The organism is Serratia surfactantfaciens, assembly GCF_001642805.2.
Taxonomy (GTDB): domain Bacteria; phylum Pseudomonadota; class Gammaproteobacteria; order Enterobacterales; family Enterobacteriaceae; genus Serratia; species Serratia surfactantfaciens.
In genome coordinates this window covers 3,975,553-4,000,923 of record NZ_CP016948.1, presented here as the reverse complement: position 1 = coordinate 4,000,923, position 25,371 = coordinate 3,975,553, and the positions used below count along the sequence as shown (strand labels likewise).

Annotated in this window: 27 protein-coding genes; 16 read left to right on the top strand and 11 right to left on the bottom strand. The window is 60.7% G+C overall.

The annotated features are described in order from the left end of the window. Positions 1–9 precede the first annotated feature (9 nt). From ATE40_RS18730 to ATE40_RS18720, 3 genes are read right to left on the bottom strand one after another with little or no spacing between them, the layout of a single operon-like run. Entirely contained in the window at positions 10–993 is a 984-nt protein-coding gene (locus ATE40_RS18730) for a nucleoside hydrolase (protein WP_063918665.1), read from the bottom strand. Positions 994–1,014: 21 nt separating this feature from the next. Beyond that, positions 1,015–2,016 carry a LacI family DNA-binding transcriptional regulator gene (locus ATE40_RS18725; RefSeq protein WP_063918666.1) on the bottom strand — a complete coding sequence of 334 codons (1,002 nt, stop codon included), beginning with the start codon at positions 2,014–2,016 and terminating at the stop codon, positions 1,015–1,017. A gap of 24 nt (positions 2,017–2,040) precedes the next feature. Continuing rightward, entirely contained in the window at positions 2,041–3,423 is a 1,383-nt protein-coding gene (locus ATE40_RS18720) for an MFS transporter (RefSeq protein ID WP_019453226.1), read from the bottom strand. A gap of 392 nt (positions 3,424–3,815) precedes the next feature. Between ATE40_RS18720 and ubiC the strand changes: the two genes are divergently transcribed. Beyond that, positions 3,816–4,331 (top strand): chorismate lyase, encoded by a 516-nt coding sequence (ubiC, locus tag ATE40_RS18715; RefSeq protein ID WP_063918667.1) that lies wholly within the window; start codon positions 3,816–3,818, stop codon positions 4,329–4,331. Beyond that, the gene (gene ubiA, locus ATE40_RS18710) at positions 4,328–5,221 is read left to right on the top strand and encodes a 4-hydroxybenzoate octaprenyltransferase (RefSeq protein WP_063918668.1); all 894 of its coding nucleotides are present in this window, start codon (positions 4,328–4,330) and stop codon (positions 5,219–5,221) included. Before ubiC ends, ubiA begins: the two co-directional genes overlap by 4 nt. A gap of 66 nt (positions 5,222–5,287) precedes the next feature. Here the strand turns inward: ubiA and plsB are convergent, their stop codons facing one another. Beyond that, positions 5,288–7,753, bottom strand: a complete 2,466-nt coding sequence (gene plsB, locus ATE40_RS18705) for a glycerol-3-phosphate 1-O-acyltransferase PlsB (protein WP_025160137.1) — start codon at positions 7,751–7,753, stop codon at positions 5,288–5,290. Positions 7,754–7,901: 148 nt separating this feature from the next. Here plsB and ATE40_RS18700 point away from each other — a divergent pair, with 148 nt between their 5' ends. The 4 genes from ATE40_RS18700 to ATE40_RS18685 all read left to right on the top strand — a co-directional run bounded on the left by ATE40_RS18700 (position 7,902) and on the right by ATE40_RS18685 (position 10,944). Continuing rightward, complete coding sequence (locus ATE40_RS18700; protein ID WP_019453222.1) at positions 7,902–8,270, top strand: diacylglycerol kinase; 369 nt, start codon at positions 7,902–7,904, stop codon at positions 8,268–8,270. Between the two features lie 102 nt (positions 8,271–8,372). After that, on the top strand, positions 8,373–8,981 hold the full coding sequence (lexA, locus tag ATE40_RS18695; RefSeq protein ID WP_025160136.1) for a transcriptional repressor LexA: 609 nt from the start codon (positions 8,373–8,375) through the stop codon (positions 8,979–8,981). Between the two features lie 101 nt (positions 8,982–9,082). Then, positions 9,083–10,420, top strand: a complete 1,338-nt coding sequence (gene dinF / locus ATE40_RS18690) for an MATE family efflux transporter DinF (RefSeq protein WP_019453221.1) — start codon at positions 9,083–9,085, stop codon at positions 10,418–10,420. A 314-nt stretch (positions 10,421–10,734) separates the two neighbouring features. Beyond that, positions 10,735–10,944: a CsbD family protein gene (locus tag ATE40_RS18685; RefSeq protein ID WP_004936743.1), complete on the top strand. Its 210-nt coding sequence runs from the start codon at positions 10,735–10,737 to the stop codon at positions 10,942–10,944. A 105-nt stretch (positions 10,945–11,049) separates the two neighbouring features. Here the strand turns inward: ATE40_RS18685 and zur are convergent, their stop codons facing one another. Continuing rightward, positions 11,050–11,562, bottom strand: coding sequence for a zinc uptake transcriptional repressor Zur (zur, locus tag ATE40_RS18680; protein ID WP_015379223.1), 513 nt, complete (start codon positions 11,560–11,562; stop codon positions 11,050–11,052). A 244-nt stretch (positions 11,563–11,806) separates the two neighbouring features. On the opposite strand from zur, the gene ATE40_RS18675 reads away from it, so the two are divergent. Beyond that, positions 11,807–12,379, top strand: a complete 573-nt coding sequence (locus ATE40_RS18675; RefSeq protein WP_063918669.1) for a sugar O-acetyltransferase — start codon at positions 11,807–11,809, stop codon at positions 12,377–12,379. A gap of 21 nt (positions 12,380–12,400) precedes the next feature. Here the strand turns inward: ATE40_RS18675 and ATE40_RS18670 are convergent, their stop codons facing one another. Both ATE40_RS18670 and ATE40_RS18665 read right to left on the bottom strand, forming a co-directional pair. Further along, positions 12,401–12,934 carry an RNA polymerase sigma factor gene (locus ATE40_RS18670; RefSeq protein WP_084799185.1) on the bottom strand — a complete coding sequence of 178 codons (534 nt, stop codon included), beginning with the start codon at positions 12,932–12,934 and terminating at the stop codon, positions 12,401–12,403. Positions 12,935–12,952: 18 nt separating this feature from the next. Further along, the gene (locus ATE40_RS18665; RefSeq protein WP_063918670.1) at positions 12,953–13,486 is read right to left on the bottom strand and encodes a tetratricopeptide repeat protein; all 534 of its coding nucleotides are present in this window, start codon (positions 13,484–13,486) and stop codon (positions 12,953–12,955) included. A 205-nt stretch (positions 13,487–13,691) separates the two neighbouring features. Here ATE40_RS18665 and dusA point away from each other — a divergent pair, with 205 nt between their 5' ends. Both dusA and pspG read left to right on the top strand, forming a co-directional pair. Further along, positions 13,692–14,702, top strand: a complete 1,011-nt coding sequence (gene dusA, locus ATE40_RS18660; RefSeq protein ID WP_019453217.1) for a tRNA dihydrouridine(20/20a) synthase DusA — start codon at positions 13,692–13,694, stop codon at positions 14,700–14,702. Positions 14,703–14,859: 157 nt separating this feature from the next. Next, positions 14,860–15,078: an envelope stress response protein PspG gene (pspG, locus tag ATE40_RS18655; protein WP_019453216.1), complete on the top strand. Its 219-nt coding sequence runs from the start codon at positions 14,860–14,862 to the stop codon at positions 15,076–15,078. Positions 15,079–15,377: 299 nt separating this feature from the next. Here pspG and ATE40_RS18650 read toward each other — a convergent pair whose 3' ends face one another. Next, on the bottom strand, positions 15,378–16,361 hold the full coding sequence (locus tag ATE40_RS18650) for a quinone oxidoreductase (protein WP_019453215.1): 984 nt from the start codon (positions 16,359–16,361) through the stop codon (positions 15,378–15,380). Between the two features lie 167 nt (positions 16,362–16,528). Between ATE40_RS18650 and dnaB the strand changes: the two genes are divergently transcribed. Together dnaB and alr are read left to right on the top strand one after the other, a co-directional pair. Beyond that, the gene (gene dnaB / locus ATE40_RS18645) at positions 16,529–17,953 is read left to right on the top strand and encodes a replicative DNA helicase (protein ID WP_025160134.1); all 1,425 of its coding nucleotides are present in this window, start codon (positions 16,529–16,531) and stop codon (positions 17,951–17,953) included. Positions 17,954–17,970: 17 nt separating this feature from the next. Continuing rightward, positions 17,971–19,050, top strand: coding sequence for an alanine racemase (gene alr / locus ATE40_RS18640; protein ID WP_019453214.1), 1,080 nt, complete (start codon positions 17,971–17,973; stop codon positions 19,048–19,050). Positions 19,051–19,094: 44 nt separating this feature from the next. Here the strand turns inward: alr and ATE40_RS18635 are convergent, their stop codons facing one another. Then, positions 19,095–19,862 (bottom strand): transporter substrate-binding domain-containing protein, encoded by a 768-nt coding sequence (locus ATE40_RS18635; protein WP_019453213.1) that lies wholly within the window; start codon positions 19,860–19,862, stop codon positions 19,095–19,097. 215 nt (positions 19,863–20,077) lie between these two features. Here ATE40_RS18635 and ATE40_RS18630 point away from each other — a divergent pair, with 215 nt between their 5' ends. From ATE40_RS18630 to maa, 5 genes are all read left to right on the top strand, one after another. Next, positions 20,078–20,551 (top strand): Lrp/AsnC family transcriptional regulator, encoded by a 474-nt coding sequence (locus tag ATE40_RS18630; protein WP_049201491.1) that lies wholly within the window; start codon positions 20,078–20,080, stop codon positions 20,549–20,551. Between the two features lie 80 nt (positions 20,552–20,631). Next, entirely contained in the window at positions 20,632–21,825 is a 1,194-nt protein-coding gene (locus tag ATE40_RS18625; protein ID WP_063918671.1) for an amino acid aminotransferase, read from the top strand. A 126-nt stretch (positions 21,826–21,951) separates the two neighbouring features. Then, positions 21,952–22,368 carry a secondary thiamine-phosphate synthase enzyme YjbQ gene (locus tag ATE40_RS18620; protein ID WP_063918672.1) on the top strand — a complete coding sequence of 139 codons (417 nt, stop codon included), beginning with the start codon at positions 21,952–21,954 and terminating at the stop codon, positions 22,366–22,368. A gap of 4 nt (positions 22,369–22,372) precedes the next feature. Beyond that, positions 22,373–22,726, top strand: a complete 354-nt coding sequence (locus ATE40_RS18615) for an MmcQ/YjbR family DNA-binding protein (protein WP_019453210.1) — start codon at positions 22,373–22,375, stop codon at positions 22,724–22,726. Between the two features lie 146 nt (positions 22,727–22,872). After that, positions 22,873–23,430, top strand: coding sequence for a maltose O-acetyltransferase (gene maa, locus ATE40_RS18610; protein WP_063918673.1), 558 nt, complete (start codon positions 22,873–22,875; stop codon positions 23,428–23,430). A gap of 15 nt (positions 23,431–23,445) precedes the next feature. On the opposite strand, the gene ATE40_RS18605 is transcribed toward maa, so the two are convergent. Continuing rightward, a complete protein-coding gene (locus tag ATE40_RS18605; protein ID WP_157783364.1) occupies positions 23,446–24,243 on the bottom strand; it encodes a M48 family metallopeptidase in 798 nt (265 codons plus the stop codon). Positions 24,244–24,462: 219 nt separating this feature from the next. Continuing rightward, complete coding sequence (locus tag ATE40_RS18600; protein ID WP_063918750.1) at positions 24,463–25,269, bottom strand: MipA/OmpV family protein; 807 nt, start codon at positions 25,267–25,269, stop codon at positions 24,463–24,465. Positions 25,270–25,371: the final 102 nt, after the last annotated feature.

The following is a 25,371-nucleotide window of genomic DNA, read 5'->3' as shown; positions in this document are numbered from 1 at the left end:
CACCTTTTTTCATCCGCGCGCCAGCGTTGCGCCGATCAGCGCCAGCAGACGGGCGTTGTCCACCTGCTGCATGATGCGCACCGGCTTGCCCGGCGGCGGCGGCATGCCGACCGTCAGGCGCAGGCTTTCCGGCCGCCAGCGGCGTGAGCTGCCGCGCGTCAACGCCCCTTCCAGCGCCACATCCACATGGAACATTTCGGTCGTGACCAGCTGCGGTTCCAGCAGCCAGGCGATCACCAGCGCATCATGGATCCAGCAGCCCGGCAGGCGCCGCGTATGGCGCGAATAGTCGATCCACGGCTGCGTGGTGGCGCGTAAATAGCGGCACAGCGGCGTATCCGGTTGCGTCAGAGTAGCCAGATCCGCCTGGGTCAGCATGGTCTGGGTGGTGACGTCCAGCGGCGCCAGCGTGATATTGGCGCCGCTGTTCAATACCAGCCGCGCGGCTTCCGGATCCAAACCGAAATTGGTGTCCTTGATGTACCCCTCAACGTTGAACACGCCGCCCATGATGACGATCTCTTTCACCGCCTGCGCCATCTGCGGGTAAAGTTGCATGGCGTGCGCAACGTTGGTCAACGGACCGATCGCCGCCAACGTGACCTCGCCGGGATGCCGGCAGATCAACTCACCGATGGCGATGGCGGCGTCCGGTGCGGGCGCATTGGCGAAAGAAGGCGTGGGCAGGCCGCGCCACAGCGCCGCCAGTTTCGGATCGGCGATCGGGCGGTCCAGATGAGCGCGCCACGGCTCCGGCGGTTCGCTCAGGGCGCGCGCTGCGCCGAGGGCGAGGGGCACTTGATAGCCGCTCTGCGCCAGCAGATCGGTGGCGACGGCAAAGCCCACTTCACGTGGGGTGTTGCCGGCCACGATGCTGATCAGTTCCAGCTGCAGCTGCGGTTTGGCCGCCAGCGCCAGGGCCAGCGCCAGGCCGTCGTCGACGTTGGCACCGGGAACGCCGTTGCCGGGATCGCAATCAATGATCAAACGCATATAAGGTGTCCTGAAAAACCGCTAACAGCCGCACGAGCGGCGGATGCGCAGTTGAAAAGCGAATTCGTGCGGCTCGGCGGGTACGGCGCCGGCGGCCAGCATGGCGATGGCCCGCTTGGCCATGGCGTCGATCGGCTGCTCGACCGCGCTGAGCGGCGGCACGCTGAATTCGGATTGCTGCGTGCCGTTAAAACAGATCAGCGCCAGATCGTCCGGCGCGCGCAGCCCATGCTCCGCCAGTGCCGACAGGCAGCCGAGCGCCTGCTGTTCGTTAGAGGTGAAAATAGCGCGTGGACGCGGGCCTCGCACCAGGCGCTGGGTGGCCTGGTAGCCGCCCTGGCGGGTGTAGGGCACCTCGAAAATCCACTCGTCGCGCGGCGCGATGCCCGCCTCCAGCAGTGCATCGCGCCAGCCGTTCAGGCGATCCTGCGCGTTGAGCATGGTCAGCGGGCCGATAAAAATGCCGATATCACGATGGCCGTGCTGCAGCAGATGGCGGGTTGCCTGGCAGGCGGCGTCGCGTTCGTCGACGCGAATGGCGCAGACGTCGGCCTGGCTGTCGATGGTGTCAATCATCACGCAGGGCGTGCCGGAGGCGCGGATCAGATCGAACCACGGGTGGCGATCGACGCTGGTGTACAGCAGGCCGTCGACCTGGCGACGTAACAGGTTGTTGATCAGCTCATACTCGCGCTGCCGGTCGTCGCCGGCGTCGCCCAGCAGCAACACGCGGCCGCGGCTGAAGGCCTCTTGCTGCAGCGCTCGCGCCAGCGTGGCGAAGAACGGGTTGGAAATATCCGGCACCACCAACCCGTAGGTTTGCGTACTGCCGGAGGCCAACGCCCGCGCGATATCGTTCGGGCGGTAGCCGGTTTGCTCGATCGCCGCCAGCACGCGCAGCCGGGTGGCTTCCGCCACCGGGCGCGGGCCGTTGTTGATCACATAGCTGACCACGGCGACGGAGGTACCCGCTACGCGGGCCACGTCGGCGCGGGTAACGCGTCGCGCGGAGTGATTATCCAAATTGGGATCCTGTTCGCCTTCTTGCTACGCGGCATCCTGCGGCAGGTTGAGATCGCGGCCGCGGGTTTCGGGAGCAAAGAAGGTGGTGATTAAGCCGATGGCCGCCATTACAACAAAATAGCAGGCGACAGGCCACCAGTGACCGAAACCGGACAGCAGCGCGGTGGCGATCAGCGGCGCGGTGCCGCCGGAGAGGATCGAGCCGAGCTCTTTGGCGAACGCCATCTTGGAGTAGCGGTTCTTCACGCCGAACAGTTCGACGCCGTAGGCCGCCTGCACGCCGAAGATCCCCAGCGACGCGATGCACATGCCGACCACGATCACCGAGATGACGATCGCCGGATCACGGCTGTCGAGCAGCCAGAACGCCGGGAAGGCGTACAGCACCAGCAGCAGGCAGAACCAGCGGTAGGTGATGCGGCGGCCGAAACGGTCAGACAACCAACCGGCCAGCGGGATCACCAGAAAACCGCACAGCGAGGCGATCAACACTGCCAGCGCCGGCACCGATTTATCGACCATCAGCACCTTGGCGACGTAACCGACGATAAAGCCCTGACACAGGTAAGAGGGGCCGTTCTCGCCGATGCGCAGGCCGAGCATCACCCAGAACGCCTTGGTGCGTTGCAGGTAGCTGCGCGTATCTGGCGCGGCATGGGCGGCGTCCAGCATGCGCTGGTGGTTTTGCTGCAGCTCGCGTTCGAAAACCGGCGTTTCCCGTACGTGACGGCGCAGATACAGCGCCACCCCGGCGATCAGAATGCTGGCGAGGAACGGAATGCGCCAACCCCAGCTCATCAGGTCTTCTTTGTCGAGCTGCAGCACCAGCAGCCATACCAGCGATGCCAGCAGGGTACCGCTGTTGGAGCCGATGGCGATGATAGACGCCACCAGCCCGCGCCGTTTGGCCGGTGCGTACTCCGCCAGCATCACCGCGCCGCCGGACAGCTCCGCGCCGGCGCCGAACCCCTGCGCGAAGCGCAGGATCACCAGGCAGGCGGGGGCCCAGACGCCGATTTGCGCATAGGACGGGATCAGGCCGATCAGCGTGGTGGAGAGGCCCATCAGCGCCACGGTGGTGATCAGCACTACGCGGCGGCCTTTGCGATCGCCGATCCAGCCGAACACCAACGCGCCGATAGGCCGTGCGACGAAGCCGACGGAGTAGGTGGCGAAGCTTGCCAACAGCGCGACCAGCGGCGTGGCTTCGGGGAAGAACACATCGCCGAACACCATGCCGGCCGCCAGGCCGTACAGCGCAAAATCGACGTATTCCATGGCGGTGCCGAGCCAGCAGGAGAAGGTGGCGCGCCAAAATTGGCTGCGCCCCTCTTTGGTTGCCAGGCGTTCATCGGCCGCCAGCGCGGCGTCGGCGGACTGTGGAGTGGCAAGCGTTGTTTCGCTCATGGCAGTGCTATCCTCTTTTGTTCTGCGCCTTGAGGGGCGCGGTTAAAGATGGTTTCCCTGGTGTCGGCGACAAAGGTGTGCCGGCAAATCATGTCGGACGCATGGCGATTCAACGCTGCGGCATCAGAGTATCTACGCGCGTAGATAACACAACGCGAGGAAGCTGAAACTTTGCGTGCGATCACAGAATCGCCAGCGCGCCGGGGAATGAAGATAGAGAATGCGGATGGCAAAAAGATGACAGAACTTCGGTTTTTCCGGACGAGGCGAGCGGCGTTTTCGCCACGAATCAGCCTGCCGCTTTCGCATTTCTGCGCTACAATGGGGGCCTGTTAACAGTTTGTATCGTCTGGCGCGCCGTACCGGCTGCGGTCCAGGCGAGGAGTAAAACAATGTCTGGCATCAGGGATTCCATCCTGCCGCCGCTGGAGTGGCTGTCCGAACAGGATCCTCCGGCGCCCGCCGCCGTCAGCGACTGGCTGATGGAGTTAGGCTCCATGACCCGCCGATTTGAACGTCATTGCGCCCAGGTGCGTGTCGAACCGCAGCGCGAATGCTTCGTCACGCGCGAAGCGCTGGGCGACGAGGCGAACCACTTACCCGACAGCCCGCGCTACTGGCTGCGCGAAGTGGTGCTGCTGGGCGACGGCCAGCCCTGGCTGTTGGGGCGCACGGTGATCCCGGAAAATACGCTGACCGGCCCCGATCAGGCATTGGTGGATCTGGGCACGCTGCCGCTCGGGCGCTATCTGTTCAGCAGCGGCGATCTGACCCGTGACTATATTCATATCGGCCGGCAGGACGCGCTCTGGGCGCGCCGTTCGCGGCTGCGGTTGGCGGGGAAGCCGCTGTTGCTGACCGAACTGTTTTTACCGGCTTCACCGCTGTATTCAGCGGTTCCCGCATGAGAGAGGAGAGCAAGACCTTGGAGGGAAGCGTGACTCAAAGTAAATGGCGGGCTTACAGCCATTTGATGCGCATTGATAAACCGATCGGCACGCTGCTGCTGCTGTGGCCGACGCTGTGGGCGCTGTGGCTGGCCGGGAAAGGCGTGCCGCCGCTGTCGATTCTGGTGGTGTTCGTGCTCGGCGTGTTCCTGATGCGCGCCGCTGGCTGCGTGGTGAATGACTACGCCGATCGCGCGGTGGACGGCTACGTGAAGCGCACTGCCGGGCGGCCGATGCCGAGCGGCCGGGTGAGCGCGAAAGAGGCCAAGGTGCTGTTCGTGGTGCTGGTGCTGATCTCGTTCTGCCTGGTGCTGACGCTGAACGCGATGACCATCTGGCTGTCGCTGGCGGCGCTGGCGTTGGCTTGGGTGTATCCGTTCATGAAGCGGGTGACCAACCTGCCGCAGTTTGTGCTGGGTGCCGCGTTCGGCTGGGGCATTCCGATGGGCTATGCGGCGGTCAGCGAATCGCTGCCGCTCAGCTGCTGGCTGTTGCTGCTGGCCAACATCTGCTGGACGGTGGCCTACGACACGCTGTATGCGATGGTCGATCGCGATGACGACCTCAAGATCGGCATCAAGTCCACCGCTATCCTGTTCGGCCGTTATGACAAACTGATCGTCGGGCTGCTGCAGCTCGCGACGCTGTTGCTGCTGGCGTGGGTCGGGTATCTGGCGCAGCTCGGCGGGGCGTTTTACTGGTCGCTGCTGCTGGCGGGCGCGTTGTTTATTCACCAGCAGAAGCAGATCGCCGGGCGTGAGCGCGACGCCTGCTTCAAAGCCTTCCTGCAGAACAACTATGTCGGGCTGGTGGTGTTTATCGGCATCGCGTTGAGTTATCTGCCGGGGTAACGGTTCCCCAAAGCAAGAAAAAAGGCACCCCATGGGGTGCCTTTTGTTTTTCCGCGCCGGGCGAAATCACTCGTCTTGCTCTTCTTCCGCGTCGGCTTGCGGCAGGTCGTTGGTCTCCGCCGGCATATTAACGCTTTCGATGGTCAGCTTGATTTCCGGCGTGATCAGATCGCTCAGCATGTTATACACCTCGAGGGTGTGCTCGCGGATCGCGTCACCGCTGTCGTTGATATAGCCCTCTTCACGCAATGTCGCCACCAGGGTGGAGAACACCGCCTTGTCGAAGAACTCCGGCGCATTGATGCCATGCAGTACCGACAGGCGCTGCGCCATGATGCGGCTCTCTTTCTCCAGCGCGCCGCGGTTGATGCTCGGGTTGGCGCTGAGGATCGACATGGTGATGGCGTAGCGCTGCAGGGTTTCGCGCACCCCGGCGGCCAGCAACTGCAGCGGGCGAATGCGCGCCGGGTTCAGCACCAGCTCGTCGCCTTTGTCGCAGATCAGCTGTTGGCGGATCAGCTCGTCGATCATCGGCCGGAGCACCTCCGGCAGCTGTTCCTTGTCGTTGTGCAGGAACAGCTCGGCCTTCAGCATCGGGTAGATCATGCCGATCTGGCGCAGCAGCTCGGCGCGCGATACCCGGCGGTGATGCATCACGATGCTGGCGATCAACGACGGCAACACCAACAAGTGGTGGATGTTGTTGCGGTAATAGGTCATCAGCACCGCCTGCTCGCGCGGCAGAATGATGATGTCGCCGATGCTGTCCTTCTCCACCTCGAACTTGTTCATGTTCAGCGCGTGATCCAGCAGCTCGTCCGGCGTTTGCGTCGGCACGGTGACGTCACGCGCGTAAGGCGCGTTGCGCATCAGCTGCAGGTAGCACTCGAGCTGTTCAATCAGCTGTTCGCGGGTCAGCGAACGCTGGCGCGAGGCCAGCAGCGCGGTGGAACACAGGTTCATGGCGTTGGCCGCGGCGGCGTTGTTGATGCGCACCATGATCTGGCCGGCCAGATCGTTGACCGTCGGCGTCAGCCAGCTTGGGCGCTGGGCTTCGATCGGATCGATCGACTCGCGCCACTGCGGCACGTGCTGGTTGAGATAAGCCGTCAGCGGCAATGGCTCGCCGAAGTTGACGTAACCCTGGCCCAGATTGCGCAGCTTGCGCAGGCCGCGCACCATCTGCGGCAGGCTCTCTTTTTCCTTGGTGGCGCCGCGCAGCTCTTTGGCGTAGGTGCCCACTTCCATCACGTGCTCGTAACCGATGTAGATCGGCACCAGCGTAATCGGACGGGCGCCGCCGCGCAGCATCGCCTGGATGGTCATCGACAGGGTGCCGGTCTTCGGCTCCAGCAGACGACCGGTGCGGGAACGGCCGCCTTCCACGAAGTATTCCACCGAGTAGCCGCGGGTGAACAGCTCGCCGAGGTATTCGCGGAACACCGTCGAGTAGAGCTTGTTGCCCTTGAAGGTGCGGCGGATGAAGAACGCGCCGAGACGGCGGAAGATCGGACCGGCCGGCCAGAAGTTGAGGTTGATGCCCGCGGCGATGTGCGGCGGCACCAGGCCCTGGTGATACAGCACGTACGACAACAGCAGGTAGTCCATGTGGCTGCGGTGGCAGGGCACGTAGACGATCTCGTGCCCGTCCTGCGCCAGCTGGCGCACGCGCTCGGCGTTGGTGACGTTGATACCCTGATACAGCCGGTTCCAGGTCCAGCTCAACACGCGATCGGACAGACGCACGGTTTCGTAAGAGAAGTCGGCGGCGATCTCTTCCATCAGCGCGATAGCGTTCTGCTGGGCTTTCTCGTGCGAGATCTTCTTGCTGCGCGCTTCGTCCTCGACCGCTTTTTCGATCGCCTTTGACGCCAGCAGCTTGTTGAACAGATCCTGACGGGCCGGCAGGCTTGGGCCTACTGCGGCCAGGCGCTGACGCGAGAAGTGCATGCGCGCCACGCGCGCCAGTTTCTGCGCGATGGTTTTATCCGTGCCGTGCTCGGTGGCCATGCGGCGCAGCGAAACGGTGTTGGAGAAACGCACGAAGCTATCGCGGCCGAGCCACAGCACGGCGAAGAATTTCTGCACGCCATTCAACAGACGCAGGTGCGGCGTGCCGTGGCCTTCGCGGCCCGGCGAGCGGCCGAACATCACCGAAACTGGCAGCATCTGGATGTCGAGATCCGGATTGCTGCGATGCAGATCCAGATAGTCGTGGAACAGTTTTACCGACTCTTCTTTCGGGGTGTAATAGCGGAACACGCGCGGGCCGTCGTGAATGAACACGTAGCTCGGCAGCACGGTGCCGTCGATCTCCAGCGAGTCGAGCGGATCGGGCAGATCCTGCGCCAGGCACTGGGTGCGCAGCGTCAGCAAATCCGCCTTGGAATTGTAAGGCAAAACATACAAAATCGGCCGTGAGGGATCCAACCCTAGCTCGGTAACCGGATCTGATGGGATGACCTTACTTCTTACCAACAATTTAAGTGGTAAATTCAATAGTTTATAATAAATTTTACGCCAACCTGACATAACAACGTGAAGCCTCTTGTTAGCAATGCGCCGCAAGCATACCAGAAACCGGGTAGCAGATCTGTGGTGTTCGAAAACCGGGAGCCGTCAGCGCGGACTGTTCTAGACTCTTTTTATTATGACCGACCTCTGAGAAAGGCACGAAAACATGGCAAACCAAGCAACCGGCCTGACCCGCATCATCAAGGCCGCCGGCTATTCCTATAAAGGGCTTTCCGCCGCCTGGCAACACGAGGCGGCGTTCCGCCAGGAGCTGGTGGCGACCGTCCTGGCTATCATACTGGCTGTGTGGCTGGATGTGGGTGCGATAGCGCGCATTTTATTGATCGGATCGGTAGCGCTGGTGATGATCGTCGAGATCCTGAACAGCGCGATCGAGGCGGTGGTGGATCGCATCGGCAGCGAACATCACGAGCTGTCCGGCCGGGCCAAGGACATGGGATCGGCGGCGGTGTCGCTGGCGATCGTGCTGGCGCTGTTCGTTTGGGGCACGGTCTTATGGCAGCATTTCGGTTGACGAAAGGCGCCTACTGACTGATTTTTATTTATTCTTCGGTTCCCAATCCGCGCTTACCTGTATATACTCACAGCAAGACTGTATAAACAAACAGGGGGCGGAATGAAAGCACTAACTACCAGACAGCAAGAGGTCTACGATCTGATTCGTGATCATATTTCGCAAACGGGCATGCCGCCAACGCGTGCCGAGATCGCGATGCGTCTGGGGTTCCGCTCGCCTAACGCCGCCGAAGAACATCTGAAGGCGCTGGCGCGCAAAGGGGTGATTGAAATCGTCTCCGGCGCGTCGCGCGGCATCCGCCTGCTGATGGAAGAAGAGGAAGGCCTGCCGCTGATCGGCCGCGTCGCCGCCGGCGAGCCGCTGCTGGCGCAGCAGCACATCGAAGGGCACTACCAGGTGGATCCTTCCCTGTTTAAACCGAGCGCCGATTTCTTGCTGCGGGTGAACGGCATGTCGATGCGCGACATCGGCATCCTGGATGGCGATCTGCTGGCGGTGCACAAAACGCAAGACGTGCGCAACGGCCAGGTCGTGGTGGCGCGCATCGAAGACGAAGTGACGGTCAAGCGCCTGAAAAAACACGGCAACGTGGTTGAGCTGCTGCCGGAGAACAACGAATTCCAACCGATCGTGGTCGATCTGCGTCAGCAGAATTTCACTATCGAAGGGCTGGCGGTTGGCGTGATCCGCAACGGCGACTGGATTTAAACGCCGCGCCATCCGTACCGCTCCCTGTATCAATCGCCCCTGTTCTGGGGCGTTTTTGTTTCTGACTTTGCCCTTCGCCACTGTTACGGGAACATCTCATCATGCGTTTGATTTCCGCCTTCACCAGCGACACCGATAAAGCCCTGTGGCGCCTGGCATTGCCGATGATTTTCTCCAATATCACCGTGCCGCTGCTCGGACTGGTGGACACTGCGGTGATTGGCCACCTCGACAGCCCCATTTATCTGGGGGGCGTGGCGATCGGTGCGGTGGCGACCAGCTTTCTGTTCATGCTGCTGCTGTTCCTGCGCATGAGCACGACCGGCCTGGCGGCACAGGCGCTGGGGGCGCAGAACCCCCAGGCGCTGGCGCGCGCGTTTATGCAACCGCTGCTGCTGGCGCTGTTGGCCGGGGTGGCGATCGTCCTGCTGCGCTACCCGCTGATCGAACTGGCGCTGCAGATCGTCGGCGGCAATGCCGACGTGCTGGAACAGGCGCGGCGTTTTCTTGAGATCCGCTGGCTGAGCGCTCCGGCGGCGCTGGCCAATCTGGTGCTGCTGGGCTGGTTGCTCGGCGTGCAGTATGTGCGTGCGCCGGTGATCCTGCTGATCGTCGGCAACCTGCTGAACATTGTGCTGGATATCTGGCTGGTGATGGGCCTGGGCTGGAACGTGCGGGGAGCGGCGGCGGCGACCGCCATCGCCGAATACGCCACGTTGCTGCTCGGCCTGTGGCTGGCGTGGCGGGTGATGCGCCTGCGCGGCATCACCTTGCCGATGCTGTGTGAGGCTTGGCGGGGCGATCTGCGCCGCCTGCTGGCGCTCAACCGCGACATCATGTTGCGCTCATTGTTGCTGCAACTGTGTTTTGCGTCGCTGACCATCTTCGGCGCTCGCTTGGGGAGCGATGTCGTGGCGGTCAACGCGGTATTGATGAATCTGCTGACGTTCACCGCTTATGCGCTCGACGGCTTCGCTTATGCGGTGGAGGCCCATTCGGGCCACGCCTACGGCGCTCGGGACGACAGCCAGCTGCGCAAGGTGTGGCACGCGGCCTGTCGGCAGGCGGGGCTGGTCGCGTTGGCCTTTGGCCTGACCTATGCCGTCATCGGCCAGCAGATCGTGGCGGCGTTGACCTCTTTGCCGGAGCTGCGTGCGTTAGCCGCCCACTATTTACCTTGGCAGGTCATCCTGCCGCTGGTCGGCGTGTGGTGCTATTTGCTGGACGGCATGTTTATCGGCGCCACGCGCGGCGCCGAGATGCGCAACAGCATGGCGGTGGCCGCGGCGGGATATGGTATTGCGCTGTTCAGCGTGCCGCTGCTCGGTAACCATGGGCTCTGGCTGGCGTTGGCGGTGTTTTTGGCGCTGCGCGGCTTGGCGTTGGGCTGGATCTGGCACCGTCACCAGCTGCGTGGCAGTTGGTTTACTGCACGCTAGTCCAGAAACTTTGTTGGGTAATAAATTAGATTTTTTTATGCTTTCATTCATGTTTACTTACATGTTTTCGGTCCGGGCCTGTTCACGTTAGCTTCTTGTTTGTTGGCATTTTTTGTTTTTATTTTATTTATTAATGGTTTTTTATACTGGTTTTTTTATTTTAATTTATTTTTTTGACTAGAATTAGTCTTGTGGCTGGCGAATGAATGGGCGTGATTACCCTTAAGGTGAGGGCGTAATCAGCCAGAAATATTTCTGGTTAACCCCGGCCGGTTACAGGGATCGCTGATTCACCACAGGTTAACGGAGAGACTATGAATAAAGATCAAGCCGACGGTAACTGGAAGCAGCTTAAAGGCAAAGTGAAGGAAAAATGGGGCAAGCTGACCGATGACGATCTGACGGTCATCGAAGGGAAACGCGAACAGCTGGTCGGTAAAATTCAGGAACGCTACGGTTATCAGAAAGAGGCGGCCGAGAAAGAGGTGAAAGCCTGGGAAGATCACACCAAACACCGCTGGTAATTTGCAGGGCCGCCATTGAAGGCGGCACGCACAGCGCAGGCCGGCGTCGCCCCATCCTCTGGCGTCCCGGCCGCAGGTACAAGGAAGTACCTGACTTCGTATTGCTTACTTCTTCTTGATGGCGATGCTGTGATCGTGTTCGGCGCAGTCATGCTTGCTGTCGCAAGCCTCAACCTCCACGCAGCCGGCACACAGACCGTGCGCCTCCACCACGCTGTGCCGCAGCGCAAATCCGGCCTCCTGCGCCAGCTTCTGCAGCGTTTCTTCTACGCCCTCGGTAGTGCGTTCGGTCACCTGGCCGCAGCGATCGCAGATAAACAGCGCGGACGTATGCATCGGCTGTTCGAAGTGATGGCACAGCACGTAGCTGTTGGCGGACTCTACCCTATGGATAAAACCTTGCTCCAGCAGAAAATCCAGCGCGCGGTAAACCGTCGGCGGCTTGGCCTGCGGTTCGGCGACGCGCAGCAGATCTAGCAGGTCGTAAGCGCTGATTGCACCGGGTTGCTGAGTCATCAGACGCAGCACTTCCAGCCGTTGCGGCGTCAATCGCACATTGCGTTGCTGGCAGAGGCGTTCCGCCTGCGCCAACAGCTTTTCCTGGGTGGTTGAGTTCATCGCAAATATCCCGGTACGTAAAAAAGCCGATTTTACCATGATTACGGCGAATCGCCGAGAGTTGCCCCTTTTCCCCTGAGGATAGTGCAGAGAAAGGCGCGTTGGCCGCGTTAAACGAGAGGTGTATCACAACTTTTTCCCGCAGGCGGGCGGCAAATCAACATTGCCGATTTTAGCGCTGGAGAGCGGGCGGTGAGAGCGGTATAACGCGCCTCACCCGCGTTAAAAGCTGGAGCCCCGCGTGATGACGGAAAGAGAGAAATTGTTAAACGGCCAGGTGTACAACAGCCGCGATGAAGAACTGATCGCCATGTACCACCGGGCGAGGGCGTTGACTAAATGCCTGGGTGCGCTGGATTCGCATCAGGCGGACGAAAAAAACCGCCTGCTCGGCGAGCTGTTCGGCGCCTGGGGAGAAGCAAGCTGGATTGAAACGCCATTCTGGTGCGACTATGGTCAACATGTCCGCATCGGAAAGAACTGTTTTATCAACGTCAATGCGGTGTTCCTCGACTGCAATACCATCACCATCGGCGATAACACGCTGGTCGGCCCTAACGTGCAAATCTACACGCCGAGTCATCCGCTGAAGGCCGATGAACGCTTCACCGGCGATCCGGATTTTCCTTTCCGCACCTCGGCGCAGCCGGTGTCCATCGGCAACAACGTATGGATCGGCGGCAACGTGGTGATCCTGCCGGGGGTGACCATCGGTGACGGCACCACCATCGGTGCGGGCAGCGTAGTGACCGGCGACATCCCGGCCAACGTGCTGGCGCTGGGGCAGCCGTGCCGGGTTATCCGCGCGTTGGAATAAGTACGGTCGCTGGCCGACGGTTTATCGGCGGGAGTGGGGTAAGGGGGGCGAATGGCTTTCCTTACGGTGTTGCCGTTGTCGGTCATCGGCCAATGCCTGGCGTGCGGCCGCCAGGCGGCTCATGACGGTGCCGATCGGCACCGTCAGCACTTTCGCCGCTTCCCGGTAGGACAGCCCTTCGACATACACCAGAAACAGCGCGTTGCGCTGGGCCGCCGGCAACCGGTTTACGCGCCGCATCACTTCATTGAGCAAGACCGGTTGTTCACCGGTGTCCGCATCGCCCAGCTCTTCCGCCACCATGCAGCCTTGCCCCTGGCGAAGGAGCTGGGCGCGAACTTCATTGAGCCAAATAGAGTGCAAGATGGCAAACAGCCAGCGATCCAGATGTGAACCGGGGGTGAATTGCGCGGCGCGCTCCAGCGCACGCACGCAGGTCGCCTGCACCAGGTCGTCGGCGACATCCCGCCGGTGCGAAAGCACCAGCGCATAGCGCCACAGGCGGGAGAGATAGTGGCCGAGTTCATCGCGTATCGCATCGCCGCTGATAGTCACCTCCGCAGGCGCGTCGGATCAAGATTCCGGATGGCGGTCGATGGCTGCCGCCAAATCTCGGTACTCCTCGCACCCGGTGCCGCACAGCGACTGGATCACCTGCAGCTGTTGGCGCGCCAGGTCGGGCCGCCCTTTCAGCATATAGGCTTCACCCAGGTACTCGCGCACTTTGGGGTATTTCGGATCGAGGGCCACTGATTTTAAATAATAGCCGATACCCTCATCGGTGCGGCCAAGTTTGCGCGTGGCGTAGCCGCGATAATTCAGCGCTATGGCGGTGTTGGGATTTTTCAGCGTGTTGAGCATATCGATCGCTTCCTGATAGCGGCCGCTTTTCGCCAGTGCATAGGCATAGTTAGTGCGGTCGGCGTCGTCGACTTTGCTGCTTTTATCCACCGTGCAGGTCTGGGTTTTACTGTCGTAGACCTGGCCTTTCGGACAGGTTGGCGGGGTTTGGCCGCTACCGTCGCCGCCCATCGCCAGCGCCCCGCCGGAAAACAGCAGGCAGCCGGCAATGGCCGATGCCAGCAGGCGTTTAATGAAGCTGTTCATGGTTGTGTCCTCAAGGCAGAGGCGCCGTGCGCGCCCGTAATGAGATAACACCTGAGCGAGTGGGTTTATTCGCTTTATCCCCCACTTAATTTTTGTCGGCGACAAGGCGGTTTTCCCAACGGCGCCGATTGTCGTTATAATAGCCGTTTGCGGCCGCGCGCCGTTCGTTGAATTCAGACAGACATCAGGTAGCCAGTAACTCAGCATGACGAAAGACAACCACGCCCCAACCTACGCCGCCAATCGTTTCTCCATCGCGCCAATGCTCGACTGGACCGATCGTCATTGCCGTTACTTCCACCGCCTGCTGACCAAGGAAACGCTGCTGTACACCGAGATGGTGACCACCGGCGCGATCATCCACGGCAAGGGCGACTATCTGGCCTACAGCGAAGAAGAACATCCGGTGGCGCTGCAACTGGGCGGCAGCGATCCGGCCGCGCTGGCGCACTGCGCCAAACTGGCGGAGCAGCGCGGTTACGATGAAATTAACCTCAACGTCGGCTGTCCGTCCGATCGCGTGCAAAACGGCATGTTCGGCGCCTGTTTAATGGGCCAGGCGACGCTGGTCGCCGACTGCATCAAGGCGATGCGCGACGTGGTGTCGATCCCGGTGACGGTGAAGACCCGCATCGGCATCGACGATCAGGACAGCTATGCCTTCCTGTGCGACTTTATTCAGACCGTCGCCGGGCGCGGCGAGTGCGACATGTTCACCATTCACGCCCGCAAAGCCTGGCTCTCCGGCCTCAGCCCAAAAGAAAACCGCGAAGTGCCGCCGCTGGACTACCCGCGCGTCTATCAGCTGAAGCGGGATTTCCCGGCGCTGACCATCGCTATCAACGGCGGGGTGAAAACGCTGGAAGAGGCGCAGCAGCACCTGCAGCATCTGGACGGCGTGATGATGGGGCGCGAGGCGTACCAGAATCCGGGGATTCTGGCGCGGGTCGACAGCGAACTGTTTGGCGCGCAAACCGCGGTGCCGGACAGCGTGGCGATCGTCGAAGCGCTGTATCCGTATATCGAGCGCGAGCTGTCCAACGGCACCTACCTCGGCCACATCACTCGCCACATCCTCGGTTTGTTCCAGGGCGTGCCGGGTGCGCGTCAGTGGCGCCGCCATCTGAGCGAGAACGCCCATAAACCGGGCGCCGATGCGCGGGTGGTGGAGCAGGCGCTGGCGCTGGTGCGCCAACCGCGGGTCGAAATGGCGTAATTAACAAAAAACTTCACCAATAGTTAGTCTTTTTCGCCAGGCATTCAGCGTATCACTGGATGCCTGTCTAATCATTTCAATGCGTTAGCGCTTTCGCCGTTCTGGCACGCTTCTTGTAATTCACTCTGCAGATACGTTGTATTGCAAAGGAGCAATCATGTTGGAAATCTTCTTTCTCATTGGCTTTGTGGTGATGCTGATGGTGACCGGCATCTCGCTGCTGGGGATCTTCGCCGCGCTGTTGGTGGCGGCGGCGTTCATGTTGTTGGGCGGATTGTTCGCGGTGGTGTTTAAGCTGCTGCCGTGGCTGATTTTGGCGGTGGTCGGGGTGTGGATTTACCGCTCGATGCAGAAACCTCAGATCAGACGCTACTGATTTTTTGCTGAATAATCAGTCAGTCACGCTGAAACTTGCGCAATCGCCCGCACCGCTAATGCGGCAGCGATCACAGCTTGGCAGTTTTCCCGCGCGATGTGGCACATAAAGCGTGTTTTTTGCCGGACGGGGCTGTTAGGATATTTATCGATGCAGTGATGCGACCAATTTCATCACCGTGAGAGACAACTAAAATTCGTGTTGCTGAAGCAACCCCTGTCTCTGGCGGACTCTGCTCTACCCCTACAAAACGCAGTAACAGAAAGGGCTCCGCAAGGAGCCCTTTTCTTTGGCCGTTATCAGGGGATCAATAGGCTGGAACCGCTGGTGCTGCGGCTTTCCAGCACCTGGTGCGCGCGTTGGGCGTCGGCCAGCGCGAATTTCTGCTCGTCTTTCACTTCCACCCGAATAGCGCCGCTGCCGATCAACGAGAACAGCTCGTTGCTGGCGTACTGCAGCTCGGCGCGGTTGGTCACGTAGCCGTTAAGGGAAGGGCGGGTGACATACAGCGAACCTTTCTGATTGAGCAGCGCCAGATCGACCCCGGTCACCGGGCCGGAGGCGTTGCCGAAGCTGACCATCAGACCGCGCCGCTTCAGGCTGTTGAGCGAGGCCTGCCAGGTGCTTTGCCCCACCGAATCGTACACCACGCCAACCTTCTCGCCGTGCGTCAGCTCGGCTACTCGCTGGGCGATATCCTCTTTGTGGTAGTTGATGGTGGCCCAGGCGCCGGCCTGCTTGGCCAGCGCGGCTTTTTCGTCGGACCCGACGCTGCCGATCAGGCGCGCGCCCAGCGCTTTGGCCCATTGGCAGGCGATAAGCCCAACCCCGCCTGCGGCGGCATGGAACAGGAACACTTCACCCGGCTGCACTTCGTGGGTCTGGCGCAGCAGATAGTGCACCGTCAACCCTTTCAAGAAAGAGGCGGCACCCTGTTCAAAGCTCAGGTTGTGCGGCAGCAGCGCCACTTTTTCTTCCGGCACGTTGTGGATTTCGCTGTAAGCGCCGAGCGACGACTGCGCATACACCACCCGGTCGCCCGGTTTGATCGCGCTGACCCCGGCGCCGACCTTGACCACCACGCCGGCCGCCTCGGTGCCGAGGCCGCTCGGCAGACTGGCCGGCGCGTATAGCCCGCTGCGCACATAGGTGTCGATGTAGTTGATGCCGATCGCCTTGTTCTCGATCTGCACTTCGCCGGCGGCCGGATCGAGCGGTGTAAAATCAACGTATTGCAAGACTTCCGGCCCGCCGGTGGCGGAGAATTGAATGCGCTTGGCCATGTCGTTACCTCGTTGGAGTGTCTGATTTCACCCTATTCTTTTTAGTCGCGGAGATCCAGTTCGCCCGTGCGGGGGCCAATACCTTTTTTGCATCGGTTATGACGCAAAAATCACGTATACTCTCGCGTCAGGATCCTTCATTCGCAACCGGATAAAGACTACGTTTCATGGCAGGAAAAAAACCAACCAACAAAACAAACGCGGACGAAACCAGAGAGCGTTCCAGAGATCGTCAGATGGAAGGGCTGAAGATGCCGCCGCACTCGCTGGAGGCCGAGCAGTCGGTGTTGGGCGGTTTGATGCTGGATAACGAGCGCTGGGACAACGTGGCGGAGCGCGTGGTCGCCAACGATTTCTTCAGCCGTCCGCACCGCCTGATCTTTACCGAGATGCAGCGTCTGCTGGAGATGAGCAAGCCTATCGACCTCATCACCCTGTCCGAATCGCTCGAGCAGAAGGGCGAGCTGGACTCGGTCGGCGGCTTCGCCTACCTGGCCGAGCTGTCGAAGAACACCCCGAGCGCCGCCAACATCGGCGCTTACGCCGACATCGTGCGCGAGCGCGCGGTGGTGCGCGAGATGATCTCGGTCGCTAACGAGATCGCCGACGCCGGCTACGATCCGCAAGGGCGCAGCAGTGAAGATCTGCTCGATCTGGCGGAGTCCCGCGTCTTCCAAATCGCCGAGAACCGCGCCAGCAAAGACGAGGGCCCGAAGGGCATCGAACGCATCCTGGAAGATACCGTGTCGCGTATCGAGCAGCTGTATCAGCAGCCGCACGACGGCGTGACCGGGGTCGATACCGGCTATCAGGACCTCAACAAGAAAACCGCGGGCATGCAAAAGTCCGATCTGATCATCGTCGCCGCCCGTCCATCGATGGGGAAAACCACCTTCGCCATGAACCTGTGCGAAAACGCCGCGATGACCCAGGAAAAACCGGTGCTGATCTTCAGCCTGGAGATGCCCGGCGAGCAGATCATGATGCGTATGCTGGCGTCGCTGTCACGCGTGGATCAGACGCGCATCCGTACCGGCCAGCTCGACGACGAGGACTGGGCGCGCATTTCCAGCACCATGGGCATCCTGCTGGAGAAGCGCAACATGTACATCGACGACTCCTCAGGCCTGACGCCGACCGAAGTGCGCTCGCGCGCGCGGCGCATTTTCCGCGAGCACGACGGGCTTAGCCTGATCATGATCGACTACCTGCAGCTGATGCGCGTGCCGGCCTTGTCCGATAACCGTACGCTGGAAATCGCCGAGATTTCGCGCTCGCTGAAGGCGCTGGCGAAAGAGCTGCAGGTGCCGGTGGTGGCGCTATCGCAGCTGAACCGTAGCCTGGAGCAGCGCGCCGACAAACGCCCGGTTAACTCCGACCTGCGTGAATCCGGCTCTATCGAGCAGGACGCCGACCTGATTATGTTCATCTATCGTGATGAGGTGTATCACGAGAACAGCGATCTGAAAGGGATCGCGGAAATTATTATCGGTAAGCAGCGTAACGGCCCGATCGGTACCGTGCGCCTTACCTTTAACGGCCAGTGGTCTCGTTTCGACAACTACGCGGGGCCACAATACGATGACGAATAATCAGCTAAGGAACTGAAATGAAAGCGGCAACCGCTGTAATCGACCGCCGCGCTCTGCGACATAATCTGCAACAGGTGCGCCGCCAGGCGCCGCAAAGCCGCCTGATTGCCGTTGTGAAAGCAAACGCTTATGGACATGGCCTGCTGGAAACAGCACACACCCTGCAAGACGCCGACTGCTACGGCGTGGCGCGCATCGGCGAAGCGCTAATGCTGCGCTCCGGCGGCATCGTCAAACCGATCCTGCTGCTGGAAGGCTTCTTCAGCGCCGAAGACCTGCCGGTGCTGGTGGCGAACAACATCGAAACCGCGGTGCACAGCATCGAACAGCTCGAAGCGCTGGAGCAGGCCGAGCTGGCGCGTCCGGTGCCGGTGTGGATGAAGCTCGATACCGGCATGCATCGGCTGGGGGTGCGCCCCGAGCAGGCGGAGGCGTTTTATCAGCGCCTGTGCGCCTGCCGCAACGTGGCGCAGCCAGTCAATATCATGAGTCACTTCAGTCGCGCCGACGAGCCGGAATCCGACACCACGTTGAAACAGATCGCCTGCTTTGAGCAGTTCGCGCGCGGCAAACCGGGCCAGCGCTCGGTCGCCGCTTCCGGCGGCACGTTGCTGTGGCCGGACGCCCACAACGAGTGGGTACGCCCTGGCATCATTCTGTACGGCGTATCGCCGCTGGATAACGGCAGCGGCGCCGAGCATGGGCTGCAGCCGGCGATGACCCTGAAATCCAGCCTGATCGCGGTGCGCGAACACAAGGCCGGTGAAGCGGTCGGCTACGGCGGCACCTGGGTAAGTCCGCGCGATACCCGGCTGGGGGTGGTGGCGATGGGGTACGGCGACGGCTATCCGCGCAGCGCGCCGACCGGTACGCCAATCCTGATCAACGGCCGCGAAGTGCCGATCGTCGGCCGGGTGTCGATGGACATGATTTCGGTCGATCTCGGGCCGGACGCCGCCGATAAGGTGGGAGATGAAGCGGTGCTGTGGGGGCCGGCGTTGCCGGTCGAGCGTATCGCCGTCTGTACCGGCATCAGCGCTTATGAACTGATCACCAAGCTCACGCAGCGCGTGGCGATGGAATACATCGGCGACTGATGCGCCGCAGGGGCCGACGTGCGTCGGCCCCGTTCCTCAACGCGTTACTTCTTTACCGCCAACCATTTGTCGATAATCTTCTGATACTCGCCGGTCGCCTTGGCCAGGTGCAGCCACTGATCCACATACAGTTTCCAGCTCAAATCGTCGCGCGGCAGCATGTAAGCCTTCTCGCCGTACTGCATCGGCTTGGTCGGATTCACCGCGCACAGCTTCGGATAACGCTTCTGCTGATACAGCGCCTCGGAGGCGTCGGTGATCATCACGTCCGCCTTGCGATCCACCAGCTGCTGGAAAATGCTCATGTTGTCGTGCGTCAGCGTCAGCTTGGCTTTTGGCAGATAGGCGTGCACGAAGGCTTCGTTGGTGCCGCCCGCCGGCTCCAGCAGGCGCACCGACGGTTTGTTGATCTGTTCGAGAGTGCGGTATTTCTTCACGTCGGTGCAGCGCACCAGCGGGATTTTGCCGTCGGTATCCAGTTTGTCGGCGAAGAACACCTGTTTTTGCCGCTCCAGCGTGACGGAGATGCCGCCCATGGCGATATCGCACTTGCCGGAGACGAAGTCCGGCGTCAGGGTTTTCCAGCTGGTTTTCACCCACTTCACTTTGGCGCCCAGGCTCTTGGCCAGCGACTCCGCCATGTCGATGTCGATACCTTCATAGCCGCCGTCTTCCTTGAGGAAGGTATAGGGCTTGTAGTCGCCGGTGGTGCAGACCTCCAGGGTCTTTTGCTGCAGCACTTTGTCCAGGTGGGATTGCGCGCCGGCGCTGCCGGCGGCGAGCAGCAGCGCGAGGGGGAGTAGCTTTTTCATCTGGCGTCCTTTTTATACATTCGTGGTTTTATGCGTTACTTCGCCGTTAATTGTCGTTTGCCTGCATGGGTTAGCCGTTTTTTATGCCGCTTACCGGCGAAAACGCCGGGCGTTGCTGCTGTACGCGATTTAAGCGCCAGGGTGTGACGTCGGCAACGGTAAAAAAACTGGTAGGCTGTAACGTCAACATTTATTAACACAGTTTACAGGTGGCTATGTACAACATTGACGATTTTGATATGAAAATCCTGACGCTGTTACAGGCCAACGGCCGTCTGACCAATCAGGAGCTGAGCGAGCTGGTGGGGCTCTCCGCCTCCCAATGTTCGCGGCGGCGCATCAGCCTGGAGCAGGCGCAGCTGATCCGCGGTTACCACGCGCGGCTGGCGCCGGAGGCGGTCGGTCTGGGATTGGTGGGGCTGATCGAAGTCAGTCTGATCACGCACGCGCAGGAGCAGATCGACAGCTTTCATCAGATGCTGGAGGAAGTGGACGCGATCCTTGACGCTTACAAGACCACCGGCGACGCCGATTACCTGCTCAAAGTGGCGGTGGCGGACCTGCCGGCGCTGAGCGAATTCATCAGTCAGACGCTGTCGCCGCACAAAAGCGTGGCGCATATCAAAACGGCGGTGGTGCTCAATCGCATCAAGGAAAACGGTTTATTGCCGGTGGCGCGAGAAAGCTAAAACCGAATGCGGTTTTCCGTCTATATTAGGAACGTAACGCTGTGCCCAAACCACAATAAATAAACCAGGAGAAAAACCCCGTGTTCCAGAACGTTGACGCCTATGCCGGCGATCCCATTCTGTCGCTGATGGAAAAATTCAAACAAGACCCGCGCGCGCACAAGGTAAACCTGAGCATCGGCCTGTACTACGATGCGCAGGGCATCATCCCGCAGATGCGGGCGGTCGCCGCGGCGCAAGCGCAGTTGAACAGCGTCGAGCATGGCGCCTCGGTATATCTGCCGATGGAAGGGCTGCAGTCTTACCGTTCCGCCATTCAGCAACTGCTGTTCGGCGCGCAGCACCCGATGCTGCAGCAGGGGCGCATCGCCACCATTCAGACCGTCGGCGGTTCCGGCGCACTGAAAGTGGGTGCCGATTTCCTGAAAAGCTACTTCCCGGATTCGCAGGTGTGGGTCAGCGATCCTACCTGGGAAAACCACGTCGCCATCTTCAGCGGCGCCGGTTTCAAAGTGAATACCTATCCGTATTTCGACAGCGAAAGCCTGGGCGTGAAGTTCGACGCCATGCTTGCCGCGCTGAAACAGCTGCCGAAGCACAGCATCGCGCTGCTGCACCCATGCTGCCACAACCCGACCGGTTCCGACCTGACCCCCGCCCAGTGGGATGAAGTGGTCAAGGTGATCGCCGAACGTGAAATCATTCCGTTCCTCGACATCGCCTATCAGGGCTTCGGCGGCGGCATGGAGCAGGATGCTTACGCTATTCGCGCCATCGCGGCGGCCGGTTTACCGTGCCTGGTGGGCAACTCGTTCTCGAAGATCTTCTCGCTGTACGGCGAGCGCGTCGGCGGCCTGTCGGTGGTGTGCGAAAGCGAAGAAGCGGCCGGGCGCGTGCTGGGCCAGCTGAAGGCCACCGTGCGCCGCAACTACTCGAGCCCGCCGAACTTCGGCGCGCAGCTGGTGGCCAAAGTGCTGAACGACGCCCAGCTGAAAACCCAATGGCTGGACGAAGTGGAGAGCATGCGCACCCGCATTCTCGAGATGCGTCATGCGCTGGTGGACACCCTGAAGAGCGCGCTGCCGCAGCGCAACTTCGATTACCTGCTGGCGCAGCGCGGCATGTTCAGCTACACCGGCTTCAGCGCGGCGCAGGTCGATCGTCTGCGTGAAGAGTTTGGCGTCTACCTGATCCACAGCGGGCGCATGTGCGTGGCCGGTTTGAACCACAACAACGTGCGTCAGGTGGCCGAGGCGTTTGCCGCGGTGCAGTAACGCCTGTTAGTCTGAACGGACGTTGATCGAGGAGCGATAGCGATATCGCTCCTTTTTTATTGCCGGCGCGCCGCCGAAGTTGCCGCAAACCGGAGAGAGAATATACTGATTGAGGGGCGCTCACTCATGTGGCATCAGCAAACGCTAATCCTCAGCGCAAAAGCGCGTGGCTTTCATCTGGTTACCGACGAGATCGCCAACCAGTTAACCCACTTACACCGCCTGCAAACCGGCCTGCTGCATCTGTTGCTGCAGCATACCTCGGCCTCGCTGACGCTCAACGAGAACTGCGATCCCACGGTGCGAGCCGATATGGAGCAGCATTTCCTGCGTCAGGTGCCGGAAAACGCACCCTATCAGCATGACTACGAAGGGCCGGACGACATGCCGGCGCACATCAAATCCTCGCTGCTGGGCGCTTCCTTGACACTGCCCGTCAGGCACGGGCGGCTGATGCTGGGCACATGGCAGGGCATCTGGCTGGGGGAGCACCGCATCCACGGCGGAGCACGCCGTATTGTGGCCACATTACAGGGGGAGTAACCCAATGAATAACAGCGCATTGCTGGAGTACTGCATGGCGAAGCCGGGCGCGGAACAAAGCGACCAAAACCAGTGGCAGGCCAGCCAGATCAAGGTAGGCGACGTGATGTTCGCCATGGTGTGCGAGGTGGAAGGGCGGCCGGCGCTGGCGGTCAAGTCCAGCCCAGAGCTGGCGGAAAGCCTGCGCGAACACCATCCGGAGATCGTCGCCTGCGACGGTCTGAACAAGGCGCACTGGAATACGGTGTTCCTCGACGGCAACCTGCCGAACTCACAGTTTTACACGCTGATCGACAGCTCTTATCAGCTGGTGGTGGAAGGCCTGCCCGAACACGTGCGCCAGGAACTGCGCGCCTGATTGCCGGGCGGCGGCGCCGCCCGTTTTTTCCCGTTCTTTCGTCTTAAAGCGTGATCGCGGTCCTGATTTGGGAACGTTCCCTTTTTATCGCCTGGCTAAAGCGACTACGCTTGAGCCTTCAAGCAACGCGGATTAAGGAGGCCGATATGGCCATCAGCGAAGAAAAGCGCAAGATGATCGCCGGAGAGCTGTACGACGCCGGCGATGAACTGCTGCGCAGCGAACGCCGGCGCGCACGCCAACTGACGCATCGCTACAACCATTCGTCGCCGGAAGAGGGCGAGCTGCGCAAGCAGTGGCTGGATGAGCTGCTGGGCCGCTATCAGGGCGGCACCATCGAGCCGACGTTCCGTTGCGACTACGGCTATAACATCTATCTCGGCAAGAATTTCTACGCCAACTTCGACTGCGTGATCCTCGACGTATGCGAGGTGCATATCGGCGACAACTGCCTGCTGGCGCCGGGCGTGCATATCTACACCGCCACTCATCCGCTGGATGCCGAGACTCGCGTCGGCGGGGCGGAGTTCGGCAAGCCGGTCAAGATTGGCGACAACGTGTGGATCGGCGGGCGTGCGGTGATCAATCCGGGCGTAACCATCGGCGATAATGCGGTCGTGGCGTCCGGCGCCGTGGTCACCAAAGACGTGCCGGCCAACTGCGTGGTGGGCGGTAATCCGGCGCGCGTGCTGAAAACGCTGTAGGCGCGCCGGAGTAGGTTAAAACATGCTGCCGTGGCGCTCGAAGCCGTGCATCTCAATGTCTTTGAGCGCCTTGAAGCGTTTAACCATCACCGCATGGTCAGACAGCAGATTGCTGATGCGGACAAACAGCTCTTTATTCTCGTCTTCACACTGTTCCAGCCAGGCCTGCGGGTTCACGCCATGTTGCATCCAGGGGCCGACGGCCAGCAACCGCACCGTGTTGGCGTAGTTCGGGCACACCGCGAGCGCCACGCGATCGGCGGAATACTCCTGTGCGCGAGTCGTAGCCAGGCCGGGCAGCAGCAGCGACTGCGGCACGACGCCGATCGCCAGACGCCACAGCGACACATGGCGCAGTTTGTGGTGGGCCAGCTCATGCGCCAGCACGAACTCCACGATCTCCGGCGCGGTAGGCATCAGCATGGCGATTTCAGAATGGATCACCACGTAGCGCTGGCGGCGATTGCACTCCAGCGCGAAGGCGTTGACCACGCCGTTGCCGTTGGTCAGATAAAGCTTGGGCAGCGTCTTGAGTTCCAGCCGCCGGCCGATATCCTGATACAGCGCAAATAATTCCGGAAATTGCGCCGGCCCGATGCGCAAGGCGTTGGATTTCGCCTGTGCGGCGAGATAGAAACGATAAATATAGAAAGCGATCGGGATCAGCGGTAATAACGCAAGCAGGCTGAGGGTATCCAATGTTTCCTTGGCGTCGTCTCCCAATCCAAGTGCAGTGCCATCCGTATTTACCACGACGGCGGCGATACCAAATAAAAAACCGAGCAACGTAATTATCGCCGACAGCCAGATCATGGGCATTTCCCATCGATGCCGAAATGCGGTGAAATTGCGGCTCTCTGTCGCATGATGTTGACACATAAAATATCCTTAATAAGAGGGAGTCACGCCTGACATTGTCAGGTAAATAATCAATGCTTAATTATCCATCCGTTTACCTAACAATCAGCTAAACTATAGTTCATTTTTTAACCGCGACGTTTTCCCTGCCTGCACAGACCCTGGGCAACAACCTCAGAAGCTGTAACTGGCGCTGGTGAAGGCCATGCCCGAGGTGGTTTTCTCGACGATAGGGCTGTCGGCCGCATCGCCCAGCAGACGGGTCACGCCGACCCCGGCCTGGAAAGCGACGTTCGGCCGCCACTGATAATTGAGGGCGGCGGTGAGCGTGGCGTCCTTAAATCCGCTGCCCGGCCGATAAGCGCTAAAGGCGCTGCGTTGAGCCTGCTGCGACGTTACGCCGAAATAGCCGCGTAGATAGCCGCTGTTGGCCCAGGTGGTGGAGAGGTTGCCGATCAACGTCAGCTGTTCGCTGAGCGGATATTGCCCGGTGAGCCCGGTTTCCACATAGGCGGTGTGGCCCAGTTCTTCCCCGCCGTAGCTGCGTTTGCGCGTCGCCTGCATCCCTTTGACATAGGCGCGGAAGGGATCGAATTGGTAGCTTAGCTCGGCGCCGGCCTCCAGTGCGCCACCCAGTTTTCCCATGCCTTTGAGCCGGGTGTTGCGGCCGCGCAAGGTTCTGATTTCTTCGTCACGACCGGCGTCATAGTTAAGCAACAGCGCGATGCCGATGGGCCCGGCCAGCGGAAATTGCCAGCGCGCCCCTTCGCTGCCCGCGCTGAACTCTCCCCAGTTGGCGTTTTGATAGCCGGCATTCACCTGATACAGAGGTTCAATACTGTAAAAAGAAGAGCCTTCATAGGCGGGGGCGACGGCGAGACCGCCGGCGAGCGTCAAAGACGCTTCGCCGTCTTGCGCCTGACCGGCGAGGGGGAAAAACAATAACAGCGCGGCGGCAGAGGTTCCCAATTTATTATCCACGTTAAACACCTTTTATATCATCCCATTGAAAGTACGAGCCAATAGGCCCATTCATTTATTGAAGGCTATTTATAAACGCTATGTTTATATTGATTAATATGC